Genomic DNA, 16,652 nt, shown 5'->3' with positions numbered 1-16,652 from the left:
CAACTGAAAAGCACAACGTTGGTCAAAAAGAAAAAAGAAAAAAGCAAAAGATATAATTCTTTACTTTTCTTGTTTCCTTTTTCCTTTTACTTTCCCTATCTCCTAGCCTGGTTTCTTATTAAATAAGATTCTCAATAAGCCTCGATTGTTGCAAATATCCTAGGAATTCGCTATTCTTCTCAATAGGGCTACTTTCTTGAGAAGGTCAACATGTCTTTCTACACAGCAACCTCACTCAAGGCTGAACTGAACGAACGGGGCTGGCGTTTAACTCCCCAACGGGAAACGATCCTGAATGTCTTTCAACATCTTCCCAGAGGTCAGCATCTTAGTGCTGAAGACCTCCACGAGTTGTTGCACAGTGAAGGTGAGGACATAAGCTTATCCACCATTTACCGAACCTTAAAGTTAATGGCTCGGCTGGGCATTTTGCGCGAACTGGAACTGGCAGAAGGACATAAGCATTACGAACTCAATCAACCTTATCCTCATCACCATCACCATTTGATCTGTGTTCGGTGTAACAAGACGATTGAATTCAAAAATGACTCGATTTTAAAAACCGGCACCAGAACAGCCAGAAAAGAAGGGTACCACCTGCTTGACTGTCAGATGACGATTCACGCCATCTGTCCGACTTGCCAGCGGGCGTTACTACCCATTTAAAAAATGAATCAAGTAGGGGTAGGGCGAGATGTATCACTTGCCACTAGAGCGATTAGCTAACAATTAGCTAATCGCTTTGGTTAAAAACGCCCCTTCACGATGTCATCAGCACTAAGACCATAAGCACGCTGGGCAGCTTCGACTGCTGCTTTAGTTTGTGCCTCAAAAATTCCATTTAACGGACCGCGATAAAAGCCGTTTTCTTTCAGACGCTTTTGTAAGGACACTACATTAAAGCGATCGCTTGTATTTTTCAGAGCCAATATAGTATTGGGTCTAGCAATTCCATCAGCCGTTAAACCTTGGGCTTGCTGAAACTGAATTACGGCGTCTTTGGTGTCTTGATCGAAGTAGCCAGTCATGGCACCTTGCAAAATTCCCAGCTGCCGCAACCGTCGCTGGAGTTCTACCACCTCCCGGTTATTACTGCCTAACTGTAGGATCTGTCGACTCGAAGCTGTATTAAAGCGATCGCTTGTATTTTTCAGAGCCAATATAGTATTGGGTCTAGCGATTCCATCAGCTGTTAAACCTTGGGCTTGCTGAAACTGAATCACAGCGTCTTTGGTGTCTTGATCGAAGTAGCCAGTCATGGCACCTTGCAAAATTCCCAGTTTCCGCAACCGTCGCTGGAGTTCTACCACCTCCCGGTTGTTACTGCCTAACTGTAGGATCTGTCCACTAGAAGCGATATTTTTAGGCGGAGTCCGATCCTCTGTGCCTCCCACACCCAGCAAAGCTGCCTGGGTATCCGAACCGACAATGCCATCCACTGGCATTCCCGCCGCTTGCTGAAATCGGTTGACGGCTGCTTTCGTGAGCGGACCATAATAACCAGTGATTTTTGCCTGAAAATAGCCCTGTTTTTGCAACCGTTGCTGGAGGGCTACTACCTCCGGGCCCCTGTCTCCTTCCTGTAGGACTCCACTCCTGGGACGTTGGCTGACCTGAGAAGCCTTGCTAACCCGCTGTGGACGTTGTCTAAAAGACTGGAAACGTTGGTTGACCTGTCTGACCTGCCGAACTTGGCTGACCTGTGCCTGGTTTGGCCTACCTCGCTTTTTCTGTAAGGCGGCTTCGGTTTGCGGTCCCACAATGCCATCCGGTTCCAACCCATTCGCTTTCTGGAATTGGATCACAGCTTGCGTCGTAATTGGACCAAAATTGCCTGTGATACCTGCTTTGAAATAGCCTAGCTGCTGCAAGCGCTGCTGGAGAGTGGCTACCTCCGAGCCGGTGTTTCCTGGCTCAAGCATTGCGAAAGCTTGAGACATTCCCAAGACGCTCAGGGAGACAAAAAGCGATAGTAAATAGAAACTCGCTCGACTAGAAAGCTTTTGGCGGTTTAGTCCTTCAAAAATTTTTTGGCTATTCCAGATTAGAGGAAACTCGCTGTTTGTAGATGCTTCGTAGATCAGGGCAAGATGCAGATAGGCAAGGGTTTCCATAATTTTACTGGCAAACTCTTGATAGACAGTTTAAGAGGGTCAATTTAAGAAGGTCAATTTCATCAACTAGCTATACCATACCAGTGCCTAGGGGCGATATACCACTCGTGCATCTAGTCCGCGCGATCGCAGTAACTCGGAGCGGCTTTCCGCAAGATGTCGAGTAGAAAAAGCCCCTGCATTTACATAGGAACCTCGTTTCGATTTCGGTCCGAGATCCGCATTGGGTACATAGCGGAGGACTTTATTCAACGTTTGGTTATTCCCAGGTACGACTACCACGTAGCGATTCTCAGCAAAATTAATTCCTAATTCCCCTAAGGTTCGTGCATCTGCAATGCCATCCGGGTATAAACGCCGAGCCTGCTGGAACCGCCTGACAGCTCGCTGGGTATTGGAACCATAAATCCCATCAATGCCACCAGGGTTGAAGCCTTGGTCGCTCAATCGTCGTTGGAGATCCTCGACTTCGGAACCGCGATCGCCGGGTTGGAGACTTCTCCGACTCCGGGCGTTCCAGTTGCTGTAGTCGCTCAGTTGTTGACTTGGACGACCGGCAATGTCGTCCTCTAGTGCGCGCAGCGTTTCTGAAGTAATCGTCCCGCTAGGGTATAAACCTACACTTCCCTGGAATTCTCTGAGAGCTCGCGCCGTTTTTGGGCCAAAGGCTCCATCAATAGAACCGGGGTTGAAACCTGCCCTCACTAACTGTTGTTGGACAAGCCTGATGTCTGCATAAGTATCTTCTGAATAGTTATCTTCTGGATAGATATTTTCTGCCCTCAGTGTAGGGATGTTGGGAGCAGACAGTGTAGGGTTGTCCGGAACAGAGTCGAGAATCCTGTCCGGAGGTGGCAGCGTAAATGGGTCATTGTTGAAGGTTTGGCTTATAGTCGGTCTAACTTGATTAAATAATTCTGCCCTGGTTCCTCGACCGACAATCCCATCTGGTGTGAGCCGATTGGCTTGCTGGAATCGAATCACCGCATTTCTAGTTTTCGAGCCAAAATTTCCAGTAGCAGGTACACTAAAGCCTCGCGCCTGTAACCGCTGTTGTAGTGCGCGTACCTCAGAACCGCGATCGCCTTGTTTCAGCGTTCTCTGTGCTAACGCCTGAGAAGCGATTCCTAGCATCGCTAAGGCAACGGCAATCGATAGAAAGTGAATCGTTGCGTGGCTAGAAAGCTTTTTCCAATTCAATCCGGTTAGAAATTCCTGGTTTTCCCCAACCGGAGAAACACCGGCTTCTTGTACAGGTGTTTCGTAGACTAAGGCTAGATGAAGATAGGCAAGGGTTTCCATTACTTTTTAGAGTATAGATTTTAACGCCAGTCTAGCCGATTGATTGCATCAAATCGCACTCTCTATCGGCGATATACCACTCGTGCATTCAATCCTTGCGATCGCAACATTTGTGACTGGCGTTCTGCCCCATACTCATTGGCAAATGCTCCTGCCTGAATATTTGAATCGCTACTAGAGTCCTGATAAGCATTTGGTACATACTGGCGCACTTGGCGCAGCGTCTCGGTAGTCTCAGCCATTACAATCACCGAGTAAGGAGAATTTGAAGTCGCAAGATACCCGGCGGCAAACCAGGTTTCCCGACCCATAATGCCGTCAATCTTTAAACCCCTCGCCACTTGAAAGCGCTTCACCGCTTGCTCAGTTTTCCTACCATATTTTCCATCAATCGAACCTGGGTCAAAACCAGCCGCTTTCAGCCTTTCCTGAGCTTCGGTGACTTCTGGGCCGCGATCGCCCAGTCGCAACCCGCGCTTACCAACGGTCATTGCACTCGTCTGCGGAGTTTTGGGCGACTTCTTACTTTTCTTAGTTTTGCTCTCCAGATATTGCTTTAAGGCGGCTAGGGTCTCGGAACCCGCAATGCCGTCAGCGTCTAAGTCACTGATTGCTTGGAAGCGCCTCACTGCTGCCTCTGTCAACTTGCCGTAGTATCCAGTGATCGGTCCCTTATAGTAGTTAGCTGCCATCAAGTTTGTTTGCAAAGCCGTCACTTCAGCACCCCTATCCTCTGTCTGTATTGCGTTAGCACTGTGGAGCAAACTGAGGAAAACTAGATTTAGCGCTAGTGATAGCAAATAGCTAGTCGCTGTGCTAGAAAGCTTTTGCCGGTCGAGATCCTTAAAAATTTCTAACTTCTCTAGAACTGGAAAAGTTAGAGGATCTGTCGTTTCCTCGTAAGCGACTGCTACATAAAGATAGGCAAGCGTCTCCATTATTGTCCTGCAAAACTTCTAGCAGTTAATTCGCTCATTAAGTTTTCAGCGAAGTTTTAACTGCTAATTTTGGCTTATTTTACGTTATTTTCACGTTTTTTGTTTACTAACTACAGACAGAATGCTTGAAGCTAGATAATTTCCGATCTTGATTTTTAAGAAACTCTGCACATTTAGCAGCCCTGAAACTAACCCTTGGAATCAAAAATCAAGGCAACTATCACCGCTACACCAGTAATTCCTAAAGCTACAAGCGGATGTTGACCTTGGCTAATGGCAAAAGAAGTAACGATACCAGCACCCAATGCCGCGATCACGGCAGATCCTAATAAATCTTGATGAGAGTTTTTATTGAACATTGTTTCGATCCAGCAGGTTAAGTTAAAAATAGCTGTGACTTACAGTTTTCCAACCTACCACCAGACTTTAATCAGTTGAAAAGTTACCGGAATATTGCAATTAAGATTTAAATTAAGCTAATTTTCTTAACACGTCCCAGAGTTACAGAAACGGAGGATTTCCATGCTGTACTACAATCCCCCGCACTCAAATCTCTGTCAGATTAAGCCGATTACTGTTGTGCTGTATCAACTCGCTCAATATTACCGGCTTTGATCCAGCCCTGTTGTTCGCCCTCTTCCAGACGTATTTGTTGCCATCTTTTATCATCGCTTTCTTTGAGAACCACGATCCGCTGGTTGTATCCGACCCCACCGACGCGGTTAGCTTCCAAAGTTGGTGCCTCTCGTAAGCTTAAACCTTCGCGCCAGGTAACGCGAGCGGTGTAGGCTCCGGGTTCTAGCACTTTAGCAGGAGCAGCGCTGGGCGTCGGTGTCGGTTTAGGTTGAGCCGAAGACGCCGATGTTGTCTTGATAGCGCCAGGAGAAGCCTTGGCTTTTACCTCTGCTTTATCATTTGCATAAACCGGCTTGGGCGGTGGCGTTGAGAGTTTCGTTAGGACGTAATAAGCAGTGGCACCACCAGCCACGACTAGGAGGGCGATCGCTAAGAAGAAACCAATTATAAATTTTGCTAAACCCGACCAACTCATGCTTGTGATTCCGGTTGTTGCAGCTGATGAAAGCGATTACTCAATGGGCTGTGTCTTGATGCCATACGGGCTTTACCTGCGGCTGCCCAGTCTTGTAAAAATTGAATTTGCTCTTGGGCTGTTCGAGCTAAGGGCACAATCTGACTGGCGGCTTCTAAAATATCATCGGTGGTGAAGTCTCGATTCTGGCTAAAGCCAATGTGCATCGCTTCTATCAAGGTTTGCTCAATTTCTGCCCCAGAAAAATCGGGGGTTTCGTATGCGACCCGATCGAGATCGTAACTACTCAAATTGTGAGGTCGCAGCCTGGATAAGTGTACCGCAAAAATGGCACGACGTTCCTCTTGTTCGGGCAAACCAACAAAAAAGATTTCATCAAATCTACCTTTGCGAAGCATTTCCGGCGGTAAAGCTTGAATATTGTTAGCCGTCGCCACAACGAACACGGGTGAAGTTTTTTCTGCCAGCCAAGTAATAAAGGTGCCGAAGACGCGGCTGGTAGTTCCGGCATCGCTTTTGCCATCAATACCAGAGAAAGCTTTGTCAATTTCATCGATCCACAGCACGCAAGGAGCTAAAGCTTCTGCTAGTTGAATCATTTGCCGGGTGCGAGATTCCGATTCTCCCACCAATCCTCCAAAAAGACGCCCCACATCTAAACGTAATAAAGGTAAGTGCCAGTGATGGGCGATCGCTTTTGCTGTCAGCGATTTTCCGGTTCCTTGAATTCCTACTAGGAGTAACCCTCTGGGATAAGGTAGACCATATTGCCTTGCTCGTTCTGAAAAGGCACCGCCGCGCCGCAAAAGCCAGTCTTTTAGATTATCTAAGCCGCCAATATCCGAAATTCTCTCGCTACTCGAATAAAACTCTAATATTTGCGTCTGGCGAATGGTTTGACGCTTTTCTTCTAGCACCAGTTCCACGTCTTCGGGGCGTAGTTCGCCGTGGGTTGCGATCGCACGTGCCAAGACGCGCCGAATCCGCTCCATTGATAGACCTTGGCAGGAACGCACCAATTCATCCAAAATTTTGCTGGTGAGGGATTTACCTGTGGCACCTAGTAAGCGTTCCACTTCCGTCTTGATCTCTGCTGGCGCTGGTAATGGAAACTCCAGAATCGTTAGGACTTCACTCAAGTCGCTGGGAATGGCAATTTGCGGCGCGACGATGACAATATTTTTCGGCTGGGATTTCAGACGCCGTGACAGATTCCTCAGCTTGCGATAAACTGATATATCTTCTAAGAAACGGGAAAAATCCCGCAGAATAAAGATTCCTGGGGCATTTGCTGCCATTTTTTCCACAAATTCCAATGCTTGAACCGGATTGCGGCGTCCCGAACCGGCATCGTTGGGATTTCCCTGGTAGCCATCGACAAAATCCCAGATATAGACTGGGCGATCGCCCAACCGTTGAGCTACCTGGGCGATCGCTACTTCTACTCGCTCCTCTTCGGGAGTCGGAATATAAATTAATGGATATCGGGCGCGTAGCAGCAGTTCAAACTCTTCACTGAAGCTCATAGCTGTTATAGGGTGTCCGTTGGTAGAAGACTTGCGGTTATTGCGTCTCCAGGTCAGTTGGTAGGGGCATGAACAAAAATCTTGGCAACCCACAACCTTTCCCCATTAAACCCGCTCCTACGGTCATTGCTGCTTGTTGTTGCTTGTTTGTTGCTAGCTACCTGTAGAAACCAAGAAAAAGCATTTCATTTTAGGGGTCAGTTGGTATAGAAGATATACAAAAGGTGGTATAAAAAAGGGCGATGCTTGTACCCGTACACTGGGTCAATTTCGTGCCTTAATTCTTGCCTCTGCCCCCTGAACCCTGAACTATTTAGGACTATTTAGGGAATTGTTTTTTAAGCGCTTCCAGAGCTTCCCATCGCCGGTCAGATAAACTATCTGAGCCATCAATATTCGCTGGTTGAATCCCCGAACAGTCTTTGTCACAAAGCTGCCTTGGAGGTATTGCCAAACACATTTGTTCGTACAGCCAAACATCAGGCTGAAAATGACCCTGCGGCGGCAGCATTTCTAACAAATCTTCGAGTGGGGTTTCTCGTTCTACTGGCCCGCTATCTGGTTGGTCAGCCGCTTCATCTAACCAAATCATTTCTGATGTATTGACGGCTAGCCGGTGATTATATTGTTGCAAGCAGCGATGGCAAGTGAGAGTGACAATTGTTTCTACCTTAACAGAGACATCCAGGTAATTTCCTTGATGGGAAACTTTCATTTTTCCGCGAACCGGCATCAAAGTTTCCAGTTCTGGTAAAAAATCATCAATTTCAATGACTTCTGTGCGCTCTGGCGCTTTCAGAAGCCCAGGAATATAAATCGCGTTCATAATGCTTCAGCCATCCTTCCAACCCGATTAAAAAAGGAAAATAAAAAATAAAAAAAATATTTCTCATTTTCCTTTTTTAACTCTTAACTTTTTAATCGCACAACCAGACGCCGGTCTGGTTCTTGACCCCGACTATAGGTTTCTAAATCGTCGCACTCTTGGAAAAAAGTATGAACTTGACGCCGCTCCGCTGAAGACAAGGATTTTAATTCAAATTCTTGACCAGAAGAGCGAACTTGCTGCGCGGCATCCTCAGCAAGTGCCTGGAGTTCCGCTTGACGTCGAGCGCGATAGCCATCAAGTTCAATGGTGTAAGCTGTCTGCTCCTCCCGCTCTTGACCCAAGTTCAAAATGGCATTAGCAAGGTACTGGATGGCATCGAGAGTCGCACCTTCAGAACCTACCAAGGCTTGAATTTGTGCGGAGGTTAGTTTGGTTTCGTCGATTGTCAACCAGTAAGCTTCTAATTCTGCTTGGGAGGAGTCACTGCCTTGTGGAATCGTTTGGATTGCGGTTTCTTTGACCCCGGTAGGAAATTGAGCTAGTTGCAGGAGTTGCTCTAGCCACTGCTGACCCCGCTGCATTCTGCGATCGCTCATAGCTAACTCGAAGCCTTTTTCTTAGAACGGCCCGGTTCAAAGGGAAGTGCTTCTCTTTCCTTTGCTTCCTTTGCTTTCGTTTCTTTTTCTTGGACTTCTACCATTTTCTGAAGGTTTTCTGGCAGGGGTTCCCGCGACAAAATAAACGTCTGAGCAGTTTGGAAAATGTTAGCAATGACCATGTACATCAGCACTCCAGCAGGCAGTGGGAAGAACAAAAACATCCCAGAAAATAGAATTGGGGTGAGTTTGTTGACCGTAGCTTGCTGCGCGTTTGCATCGGTGGAATCGTTCTGTCCCGAGAGAACCTGGTTGAGATACAAACTGATGCCAAAGAATAGCACCATGCCGATAATATCCCAGTGAATGGTTCCGTCTTCATCAAAAGCGCCCACACGACCTAAGGCATCAATAAAGAGAAATCCTTTATCTGCCGCTAGTCCTGGAACTGTCCCCTGCACTGTGACTTCTCCAGGCTGAAGAGCTTCCAGGGTGCCATCTTCATTCACCTGTACCCTTTCTTCGCCTTTAGTGACCTTCCAGCGGGGAATCAGCTTGGTTTCAGGGTAATCGGCGAGGAGTTCCCGAAGGGGTTTGCCCTCTACGGTTTGAAATTCAATTTTAGCCTTTTCCCCAATCGTCAGGCGGTTTCCTCCTGGCAGCAGCGCCGCAATCGGGGCATGAACGCCATCTGAAAAGTAAATGTTTTGTGGCGCTGTCACGAAAGCTTGCGGTTGAATCCGTTCAATTTGTTCTTGAGGAAAGACTTGCAAATTGACCGTGTAATTCACATCTGAGAACGGAGATCCTCGCAAGGTGGCAAACAATGCAAAGAGAATCGGCATTTGCAGCAACACAGGGAAGCACCCAGCTAAGGGGTTGCCGAATTCTTTAAACAGCTTGCTCATTTCCTCCTGCTGTTTTGCAGGATCGTCCTTGTAAAGCTTCTGAATTTCTTCTTGTCGCTTTTTCATCAGCGGTTGGGAAACTTTCATCCGCCGCATATTGCGAATGGAGCCAGCACTCAGGGGATAGAGAGCAAAGCGAATCACCAGTGTCAGCGCCACGATGGCGAGACCATAGCTAGGCACAATCCCGTAGAAGAAATCCAGGATTGGCAGCATGACGTTATTGGAGAGAAACCCGATACCAAAGTCCATTCGTTCTGAGTTAGAGGGGGCGCTAGTAGCTTGTGGAGAATCTTAATCTAAGTTATCTAATGTTTGTGATTTTTGGGTTAATAAAACACTCAAAAGCAACGGCACAGCCATTGTGGAATTTTAGATAAGCAATTGATAATTCAATTTGAGCATCTAAAATTTCTTGGCTTTTGAGGCAATCTTATCGACTTGCGGAACCACCCGCTGGATTGCCGGTTCTGGCTGCCACTTTCTCATTGATGTAGTCATAAATTTCCCGGAATTGAGGCAATGCTCTGAGTTCTAGGCGGCTGCCATCTCTAAGAGTGACTACCATATCGCCCCAGAGGCCGATCCCACGGGGAACCTTAACGACATTAACAATTTCTGAGTAGATAATGTCGGTGCGATCGCGTCCCATCCAACCACCCGTTACCGAGATGCGGCGAGTCGTAATCCGGTAGCGCAACCAAAGCGCTCTCACAATCGCTCCTACGGTCAGAGGTATACAGATGACTGTAAATCCCAGCAGGATATTAATAATCAAATCACCTATGTGGGGACCGCCTTCATAGAAGGTTTCCTCTTTGATGCCCATTGAGTACCTCTGCTTCTGCCAACAACTGCTCTAATTCTCGCAAAATTTGACCATAATCGCACTCCACTGCTATGGGTCGCACAACGATGACCAATCGCCAGCCAGGTGCAATGCGAGGTAACATCTGACGAATCGCTGCCCGAATCCGTCGCTTGATACGGTTCCGGATGACTGCCCGCTTGCTGACTTTTTGGCTGATGGAGATACCGATGCGGGTTGGCATCACTTCAGCAGTTTTCATGACCCCAGCGCCGCTTGGTTGCCTTAACGCTCTTAAAGCAAAGTGCGGGGCATTGCGACGCAGACCACTCTGATACACAGCGGTGAAATCTTGCCGGTGCCGGAGTCGATTCGCTCTGGATAATGCCACTAGAAACTCCGCCCTCCTACGTGGCTTAAAAGAAGGCTGAAGGCGAAATCAATTCATCCCTCATCCTTCATCCTTCTTTGGTTTCTAAACGGAAAGGCGATAACGTCCCTTTTTTCGCCGAGCTTTGATGACAGCCTGACCATTTTTGGTACGCATCCGTGCCCGAAAACCAGATGTTCTTTTTTGTTTACGATTAGTGCCGCCCAGAGTGCGCTGAGTCATCGGTTTTTACTCCAGATTTAGGAATCGCCGCTATAGAAAAAGTCACGATTCTCCAGCATAGCATCACATTGCGCTCCTTTTGCAAGCGCCCCTTGGCGGCACAGAAGCAGACGTGGAGTGCGCCTTAATTAATACTCAGAATCCAGGTACCGAGATAACGGGGCAACGGTACATCGCCAGGAGTGAGAATCGCACCCGTGAAATAATAAGTTCCACCAAAAGGCGGGTTTTTCACGTTAGACAAGATTAAGTCTACGCTGTTACCGGCAGCTACCGGCTCCTGCATATAAATCAGAAGCTTGTAATTTTCTTTGTCCCAGACAACCTCTTTGATGGGCACCTTTTTCCCTTTGACACGAACTTCAACGTTTTTCGTGTCAAACTTGCCCTTATAGTAATCCGGATAAGTGACGACAAACTGAGCTGCCCCTAATTCCATCTTTTTGCCAGGAATCTTGAGCCGGTAGCGATCCCAGTTATCCGCTTGACCACCAAAATCTAACCGATAGCTCAGCTGATTTTGTCGTTCAACACCGCTAAAAATGGTTAAACCAGGTAGACTCTGTGCTTGGGTGAGACTGGCAAAGCCCGTTAGCAAGCAACCCGTCGCTGCTAGGGCAGAAATTAGGCGTCGCTTAGAGGATTTTGTTGACAACATAGGCTCTTGTACCTCAACTGTAGAGAGTGGGCTTTGTTACTAAACTTTACTATTTTTGACTCAAGTGGGTATGTAGCCACACCCAAGGAATCCTCCCCCGTGACGCGGGAAGCCGGAAGAAAGTGCCCCCAGATGCAAGCATGGTGAGCTTTTGAGTCGAGCGATCGCTCAGGTTAGGGTGATGGAAGCAGACCGGCTTATTAAAGATAGATGATTTTAAACTAGTTGCCTGATTCAATGGGATCTGAAGCAGTGCCATCTGATGTAATGCCGTCTGAATCAGTGCGATCGCGCTCAACAGGATTTTTTTATGTACTAATGTATACCATTATGTATTTTTTTGGTTGTTTATATAATAAATTTGAAAAAATCAGCCGGAAACAAACCCTTCAATTAATCTGAATTGACGCCAGAGATAGTAGGCACCAGAGGGTTTAAGAGAAAGCTTTTTATCATCGGTTAAAGCTTTGAAAACGGGTTCTAGGTGATATCGTCTTAGGACGTGCGTAAGAATGGAACTCTAAATTCATAAAACAAAGTTAAAGATACGGATCGGAATTTAGAAATCCATCTAGGATGCAAAACGATAGGATGCAGAAGGGTTTCGTAGAATTGATTGGGAGAGTTCATGAGAATTGCGGTTGCAAAGGAAGTTGAAGTTGGTGAACGGCGTGTGGCGCTGGTGCCTGACACTGTAGGCAAGCTTGTAAAACAGGGTCTAGAAGTGTGGGTAGAGGCGGGTGCTGGTGAGCAAGCATTTTTGTTTGATGACGCCTATAGAGCAGCCGGTGCAACGATTGTCTCGGATACAGGTGCTTTGTGGCGCGAAGCGGATGTTCTATTAAAAGTCAATCCGCCCAAAGACCATGAAATTCATCAGCTAAAGGAAGGCGGCGTGTTGATTGGGTTTCTAAATCCTCTGGGAAATCCACACCTCATCCAGCGTTTAGCTGAGCGCAGAGTCACCGCCTTCAGTATGGAGTTGATCCCCCGCACCAGTCGAGCGCAGAGCATGGATGCTTTGTCTTCTCAAGCGGGACTGGCTGGATACAAGGCGGTACTGATTGCAGCGGCGGCTGTGCCAAAGTTCTTCCCGATGCTGACGACAGCAGCCGGGACAATTGCACCAGCGAAAGTATTTATTATGGGTGCCGGGGTAGCGGGACTGCAAGCGATCGCTACTGCTAGACGCCTAGGTGCCATCGTAGAAGCCTTTGATATTCGTCCTGCCGTGAAGGAAGAGGTGCAAAGCCTAGGGGCGAAATTTATCGAAGTGCAGCTGAATGAAGAAACTGTAGCGGCGGGTGGCTACGCCAAAGAAGTTTCTGAAGCCTCTAAGCAACGCACCCAAGAAGTCCTCACCGAGCACGTCAAGCAAGCCGATGTCGTCATTACCACGGCTCAGGTTCCGGGCAGGAAAGCGCCCATCCTAGTGACTGAGGAAATGGTAGCCCAGATGAAACCAGGTTCGGTCATTGTCGATTTGGCAGCTGAGCAAGGCGGAAACTGCGCCTGCACGGAACCAGGCAAGGATGTACAGCGGAACGGAGTCACGATTATTGGCCCGATGAATTTACCTGCGTCTATGCCGGTTCACGCCAGTCAAATGTATGCCAAGAATGTTTTGACTTTGGTGCAATACCTGATTAAAGAAAAGGCGTTGCACCTGAATTTTGAGGATGACATTATTAGCAGTACCTGCGTCACTAATAACGGTGAGATTCTCAATCAACGAGTCCAGGATACTTTGGCTCAGGTAACGATTAACGCCTAGAAAAACAGCGGAAGAACCCCACTTTCTTCTCTGGAAGCGGGTTTGTTTGCTATCAAATTAGGTGTCAAATTTGAATATTGTCGGTGGGCATTGTCCACCTTTACCGCTGAATCAAGAAGGAGTAGCGAGCTGAATGACAGAAACCTTAATTGGTGCTTTGTTTGTATTTGTTCTAGCGTCTTTTATCGGATTTGAAGTAATTAACAAAGTGCCGCCGACACTCCATACTCCCCTCATGTCCGGGGCAAATGCAATTTCCGGAATTGCCGTAATTGGAGCGCTGATTGTCTGTGGACCGCGCGAGTCAAATCTCAGCGTCATTTTGGGCTTGATTGCCGTGGTGCTGGCAACCATCAACGTAGTAGGTGGTTTCTTGGTGACGGATCGGATGTTGCAAATGTTTAAGAAAAAGGTAAGCGGGTAAGGGGTAAGTTTTGAATTTTGAATCGAAGAAGTTTCCAACTCAAAATTCAAACCCGAACCCTCAAACTCTTCTGATTACCAATCACCAATTACCCATTACCGACTAACAAGTGATATGACGGAATATCTGCCGAGTGGAATACAGCTGACTTATTTAGTAGCAGCGTGTTTATTTATTCTGGGATTGAAGAAGCTGGGTTCACCAGCGACAGCTCGCACAGGCAATCAGTGGGCAGCGGTCGGGATGCTACTGGCTATCGTAGCAACACTGCTAGATAGGCAGGTGTTGAACTACGAAATGATTTTGTTGGGTTTGCTGATTGGTTCAGTGTTGGGTGCGATCGCAGCCTATAAAGTAGAAATGACTGCCATGCCTCAAATGGTGGGTCTACTAAACGGTTTGGGAGGCTTAGCTTCTGCCCTCGTCGCTCTAGGAGAATTTTGGCGGCTTTTGGACGCGCACCAAGCAATTCCCATTGACGCCAACCTCTCGATTATCAGTAGCGTCTTTATCGGCGGCGTCACCTTCACTGGCAGTATGGTTGCTTTTGCCAAATTGCAGGGACTTATTAGTGGTTCCCCGATCACGTTTCCCTTGCAGCAACCCATCAATGCCCTCCTCTTGGGAAGTTTTGTCGTCGCGAGTGCCTATCTGCTCGTCGTACCAGATAACTTACCTGTATTCCTAGGAATGGTAGGGATTTCCTTCCTTCTGGGCGTGCTGTTTGTGATTCCGATTGGCGGCGGGGATATGCCCGTCGTGATTTCGCTGCTGAACTCGCTTTCTGGGGTCGCTGCAGCGGCGGCTGGCTTCGTGGTGATGAACAATATGTTGATTATTGCCGGTGCCTTGGTAGGCGCTTCAGGCTTAATCCTGACCGAAATCATGTGTAAGGCGATGAACCGTTCCCTTGCCAGCGTGCTGTTCGGTGCCTTCGGGAAAGCTGGGGCATCTGGTGGTGCTGGTAGTGCAGATGGAGGCGATAAAAATGTCCACAGCATCGATCCAGAAGAAGGTGCGATGATGTTGGGCTATGCACGTTCCGTCGTGATTGTTCCCGGCTATGGTATGGCGGTGGCGCAAGCACAACACGCTGTCCGCGAATTGGCTGACGGACTAGAAAAACTGGGCGTTGAAGTGAAATACGCCATTCACCCAGTCGCGGGACGGATGCCAGGACACATGAACGTATTGCTAGCGGAGGCGAATGTGCCTTATCCGCAGCTATACGATATGGATGATATCAATCCGCAGTTAGAGCAGACGGATGTGGCGCTGGTGATTGGGGCGAATGATGTGGTGAATCCAGCGGCTCGTCACGATTCTGCTAGCCCAATTTACGGGATGCCGATTCTGGAAGTCGATAAGGCAAAACACACGATTGTGATTAAACGGGGGATGAGTGCGGGTTTTGCCGGTGTGGATAACGAGCTTTTCTACAAAGACAAAACGATGATGCTATTTGGTAGTGCGCGGGATGTCGTGGCGAAGCTGGTTGCTGAAGTGAAGCAGCTATAAACAAATTTTGAGTTTTATCTCATTACTCAAAATTTTGATTTCGATACGATACCAGTTTGCTTCAGGAGTTTAATACTCCTGAAGCTATCTTTTCTTTGGAATAAAAGATAGGTTAGGCTGGGCTTACCAGAGGCATCTGCTACATTCAGAAACCACGGCTATGGGATTTTGCATGAAAGCAGCATGAGACAATTCATCGCGGGTTTTTCCGCCGCTTTAGTAGGTTTGGCGATCGCTTCGGTTGGTTCCGCTATGGCTCGTGAACCTGGGATGTCTTTCAGGAATCACACCTCGTTTTCAGAGAAAGCACATAGGATTCCGCTTCCAAAGCCGATTTTCACCAGCCAAACCGCGTCCTCCAGTTCAAAACAACCAACAGAGGAAATTTCCGCGCTCTTAGATACCGTGGTGGAGGGCAACAGCTCCTTCGCCCTCGATCTCTATAACCGTTTGCAGAAACAAGAAGGGAACCTATTTTTCTCTCCTTATAGCATTTCAACGGCACTCGCCATGACCTACGCTGGAGCGGGCGGACAAACGGCGACCGAGATGGCGAAAGTTCTCCACTTCACCTTAGAGCAAGAACGCCTGCATCCGACTTTTGCTGCCCTCACGGCTGAGCTAAACGCCAGCGAACAGCGGGGATATCAAATTGCTGTTGCGAATCGGCTATGGGGTCAAAAGGGCTATGGCTTTCGCGATCCCTTCTTGAAAACCACTCAGAACGATTACGGCGGGGGACTCCAGGAGGTAGACTTTGCCGGAGCGACTGAACAGGCTCGTCGCACAATCAACAACTGGGTCGCCAAAAAAACTGAAGACAAGATTCAAGACCTGATTGCACCAGGGATGATCTCTCCCAAGACAAAGCTGGTGCTGACAAATGCCATTTACTTTAAAGGTGCCTGGTTCAGCCCGTTCGATCGGGAAAAAACCAAAAATGAGCCGTTTTATGTCACTCCGACGCAGCAGATTAGCGTACCGATGATGTTCAAGACGGATCAATACGGCTGGGCAGATGTCGGCAGCTTGCAAGTGCTAGAGCTGCCCTACGGTCAAGGGGAGGAGCTATCCGAGGAATTATCGATGGTGATTCTCTTGCCCAAGCAAGTGGATGGGCTGGCGAAGCTGGAGCAGCAGCTGACGCCGAAAAACTTGGAACGGTGGCTATCGTCCCTCAAGCAAGAGCAGATGGTTTCAGTTTGGTTGCCGAAGTTCAACCTCACTTCAGAGTTTGACCTCAGCAAGGTGCTGGCAAATATGGGGATGCCCAATGCGTTCAGTCTTGAAGCTGACTTCTCGGCGATGACCGGCAAGAAAGGGTTGTTCATCTCCAAGGTGATCCACAAAGCCTTTGTAGAGGTGAATGAGGAGGGTACTGAGGCAGGGGCGTCTACAGCGGTGGGGATGACTAGGGGCACCAATAAAAAGTTTCGAGCCGATCGCCCATTTGTGTTCCTAATTCGGGACAAGCGGTCGGGTAGCATTTTGTTTCTTGGTCGTGTGTTGAATCCGCTACAGTCAACAGCGGCAGTTGGGAAGTAAAGTTGATGCCGATCGCGTGGGAAATCGAGAAAATAGAAGATAGAGGGT

The 16,652-nt window shown here is 48.0% G+C and carries 19 protein-coding genes; 5 read left to right on the top strand and 14 right to left on the bottom strand.

Annotated elements, in window-relative coordinates; genetic code table 11:
• Positions 1-210 precede the first annotated feature (210 nt).
• Positions 211-666: a transcriptional repressor gene (locus H6H02_RS08935; protein WP_190412715.1), complete on the top strand. Its 456-nt coding sequence runs from the start codon at positions 211-213 to the stop codon at positions 664-666.
• Between the two features lie 80 nt (positions 667-746).
• On the opposite strand, the gene H6H02_RS08930 is transcribed toward H6H02_RS08935, so the two are convergent.
• The 14 genes from H6H02_RS08930 to H6H02_RS08865 form a co-directional block, all read right to left on the bottom strand.
• Positions 747-2,114 carry a peptidoglycan-binding protein gene (locus tag H6H02_RS08930; RefSeq protein ID WP_190816711.1) on the bottom strand — a complete coding sequence of 456 codons (1,368 nt, stop codon included), beginning with the start codon at positions 2,112-2,114 and terminating at the stop codon, positions 747-749.
• Between the two features lie 87 nt (positions 2,115-2,201).
• Entirely contained in the window at positions 2,202-3,416 is a 1,215-nt protein-coding gene (locus tag H6H02_RS08925; protein WP_190816709.1) for a peptidoglycan-binding protein, read from the bottom strand.
• 62 nt (positions 3,417-3,478) lie between these two features.
• The gene (locus H6H02_RS08920) at positions 3,479-4,354 is read right to left on the bottom strand and encodes a peptidoglycan-binding protein (protein ID WP_190816707.1); all 876 of its coding nucleotides are present in this window, start codon (positions 4,352-4,354) and stop codon (positions 3,479-3,481) included.
• A gap of 188 nt (positions 4,355-4,542) precedes the next feature.
• Positions 4,543-4,713: a hypothetical protein gene (locus H6H02_RS08915; protein ID WP_190816705.1), complete on the bottom strand. Its 171-nt coding sequence runs from the start codon at positions 4,711-4,713 to the stop codon at positions 4,543-4,545.
• Positions 4,714-4,925: 212 nt separating this feature from the next.
• Entirely contained in the window at positions 4,926-5,405 is a 480-nt protein-coding gene (locus tag H6H02_RS08910) for an SH3 domain-containing protein (protein ID WP_190816703.1), read from the bottom strand.
• Positions 5,402-6,931 (bottom strand): AAA family ATPase, encoded by a 1,530-nt coding sequence (locus tag H6H02_RS08905; protein ID WP_190816701.1) that lies wholly within the window; start codon positions 6,929-6,931, stop codon positions 5,402-5,404. Before H6H02_RS08905 ends, H6H02_RS08910 begins: the two co-directional genes overlap by 4 nt.
• 319 nt (positions 6,932-7,250) lie before the next feature.
• Positions 7,251-7,757 carry a YceD family protein gene (locus H6H02_RS08900; RefSeq protein WP_190816699.1) on the bottom strand — a complete coding sequence of 169 codons (507 nt, stop codon included), beginning with the start codon at positions 7,755-7,757 and terminating at the stop codon, positions 7,251-7,253.
• 83 nt (positions 7,758-7,840) lie between these two features.
• Positions 7,841-8,356, bottom strand: coding sequence for a R3H domain-containing nucleic acid-binding protein (locus tag H6H02_RS08895; protein ID WP_190816697.1), 516 nt, complete (start codon positions 8,354-8,356; stop codon positions 7,841-7,843).
• A gap of 2 nt (positions 8,357-8,358) precedes the next feature.
• Positions 8,359-9,516, bottom strand: a complete 1,158-nt coding sequence (gene yidC / locus H6H02_RS08890) for a membrane protein insertase YidC (protein ID WP_190816695.1) — start codon at positions 9,514-9,516, stop codon at positions 8,359-8,361.
• Between the two features lie 181 nt (positions 9,517-9,697).
• Complete coding sequence (locus H6H02_RS08885) at positions 9,698-10,093, bottom strand: PH domain-containing protein (protein ID WP_190816693.1); 396 nt, start codon at positions 10,091-10,093, stop codon at positions 9,698-9,700.
• A complete protein-coding gene (gene rnpA / locus H6H02_RS08880; RefSeq protein ID WP_190816691.1) occupies positions 10,065-10,463 on the bottom strand; it encodes a ribonuclease P protein component in 399 nt (132 codons plus the stop codon). The genes H6H02_RS08885 and rnpA overlap by 29 nt, the downstream gene beginning before the upstream one ends.
• 84 nt (positions 10,464-10,547) lie before the next feature.
• The gene (gene rpmH / locus H6H02_RS08875) at positions 10,548-10,685 is read right to left on the bottom strand and encodes a 50S ribosomal protein L34 (RefSeq protein ID WP_190412727.1); all 138 of its coding nucleotides are present in this window, start codon (positions 10,683-10,685) and stop codon (positions 10,548-10,550) included.
• 124 nt (positions 10,686-10,809) lie between these two features.
• The gene (locus H6H02_RS08870) at positions 10,810-11,343 is read right to left on the bottom strand and encodes a DUF2808 domain-containing protein (RefSeq protein WP_190816689.1); all 534 of its coding nucleotides are present in this window, start codon (positions 11,341-11,343) and stop codon (positions 10,810-10,812) included.
• Between the two features lie 49 nt (positions 11,344-11,392).
• Positions 11,393-11,641 (bottom strand): hypothetical protein, encoded by a 249-nt coding sequence (locus H6H02_RS08865; RefSeq protein WP_190816687.1) that lies wholly within the window; start codon positions 11,639-11,641, stop codon positions 11,393-11,395.
• 330 nt (positions 11,642-11,971) lie between these two features.
• Here H6H02_RS08865 and H6H02_RS08860 point away from each other — a divergent pair, with 330 nt between their 5' ends.
• The 4 genes from H6H02_RS08860 (at position 11,972) to H6H02_RS08845 (ending at position 16,604) form a co-directional block, all read left to right on the top strand.
• Positions 11,972-13,117, top strand: a complete 1,146-nt coding sequence (locus H6H02_RS08860; protein WP_190816685.1) for a Re/Si-specific NAD(P)(+) transhydrogenase subunit alpha — start codon at positions 11,972-11,974, stop codon at positions 13,115-13,117.
• Positions 13,118-13,250: 133 nt separating this feature from the next.
• A complete protein-coding gene (locus H6H02_RS08855) occupies positions 13,251-13,541 on the top strand; it encodes an NAD(P) transhydrogenase subunit alpha (RefSeq protein ID WP_190412730.1) in 291 nt (96 codons plus the stop codon).
• Positions 13,542-13,655: 114 nt separating this feature from the next.
• Entirely contained in the window at positions 13,656-15,059 is a 1,404-nt protein-coding gene (locus tag H6H02_RS08850; RefSeq protein ID WP_190816683.1) for an NAD(P)(+) transhydrogenase (Re/Si-specific) subunit beta, read from the top strand.
• A gap of 183 nt (positions 15,060-15,242) precedes the next feature.
• Positions 15,243-16,604, top strand: a complete 1,362-nt coding sequence (locus H6H02_RS08845) for a serpin family protein (protein ID WP_190816681.1) — start codon at positions 15,243-15,245, stop codon at positions 16,602-16,604.
• The last annotated feature ends 48 nt before the right edge of the window (positions 16,605-16,652 follow it).

The sequence above is a fragment of the Coleofasciculus sp. FACHB-1120 genome (genome assembly GCF_014698845.1).
GTDB lineage: Bacteria > Cyanobacteriota > Cyanobacteriia > Cyanobacteriales > FACHB-T130 > FACHB-T130.
Note: the sequence above shows the minus strand (reverse complement) of the source record. Positions and strands in the feature narration are given on the sequence as shown.

Excerpts from the sequence above, each read along its gene's own strand:
- H6H02_RS08895 (WP_190816697.1), bottom strand. The coding sequence starts at position 8,356 with ATGAGCGATCGCAGAATGCAGCGGGGTCAGCAGTGGCTAGAGCAACTC.
- H6H02_RS08860 (WP_190816685.1), top strand. The coding sequence starts at position 11,972 with ATGAGAATTGCGGTTGCAAAGGAAGTTGAAGTTGGTGAACGGCGTGTG.
- H6H02_RS08845 (WP_190816681.1), top strand. The coding sequence starts at position 15,243 with ATGAGACAATTCATCGCGGGTTTTTCCGCCGCTTTAGTAGGTTTGGCG.
- H6H02_RS08905 (WP_190816701.1), bottom strand. The coding sequence starts at position 6,931 with ATGAGCTTCAGTGAAGAGTTTGAACTGCTGCTACGCGCCCGATATCCA.
- yidC (WP_190816695.1), bottom strand. The coding sequence starts at position 9,516 with ATGGACTTTGGTATCGGGTTTCTCTCCAATAACGTCATGCTGCCAATC.
- H6H02_RS08885 (WP_190816693.1), bottom strand. The coding sequence starts at position 10,093 with ATGGGCATCAAAGAGGAAACCTTCTATGAAGGCGGTCCCCACATAGGT.
- H6H02_RS08920 (WP_190816707.1), bottom strand. The coding sequence starts at position 4,354 with ATGGAGACGCTTGCCTATCTTTATGTAGCAGTCGCTTACGAGGAAACG.
- H6H02_RS08850 (WP_190816683.1), top strand. The coding sequence starts at position 13,656 with ATGACGGAATATCTGCCGAGTGGAATACAGCTGACTTATTTAGTAGCA.
- H6H02_RS08935 (WP_190412715.1), top strand. The coding sequence starts at position 211 with ATGTCTTTCTACACAGCAACCTCACTCAAGGCTGAACTGAACGAACGG.
- H6H02_RS08915 (WP_190816705.1), bottom strand. The coding sequence starts at position 4,713 with ATGTTCAATAAAAACTCTCATCAAGATTTATTAGGATCTGCCGTGATC.
- H6H02_RS08870 (WP_190816689.1), bottom strand. The coding sequence starts at position 11,343 with ATGTTGTCAACAAAATCCTCTAAGCGACGCCTAATTTCTGCCCTAGCA.
- H6H02_RS08910 (WP_190816703.1), bottom strand. The coding sequence starts at position 5,405 with ATGAGTTGGTCGGGTTTAGCAAAATTTATAATTGGTTTCTTCTTAGCG.
- rpmH (WP_190412727.1), bottom strand. The coding sequence starts at position 10,685 with ATGACTCAGCGCACTCTGGGCGGCACTAATCGTAAACAAAAAAGAACA.
- H6H02_RS08855 (WP_190412730.1), top strand. The coding sequence starts at position 13,251 with ATGACAGAAACCTTAATTGGTGCTTTGTTTGTATTTGTTCTAGCGTCT.
- H6H02_RS08930 (WP_190816711.1), bottom strand. The coding sequence starts at position 2,114 with ATGGAAACCCTTGCCTATCTGCATCTTGCCCTGATCTACGAAGCATCT.
- H6H02_RS08925 (WP_190816709.1), bottom strand. The coding sequence starts at position 3,416 with ATGGAAACCCTTGCCTATCTTCATCTAGCCTTAGTCTACGAAACACCT.
- H6H02_RS08900 (WP_190816699.1), bottom strand. The coding sequence starts at position 7,757 with ATGAACGCGATTTATATTCCTGGGCTTCTGAAAGCGCCAGAGCGCACA.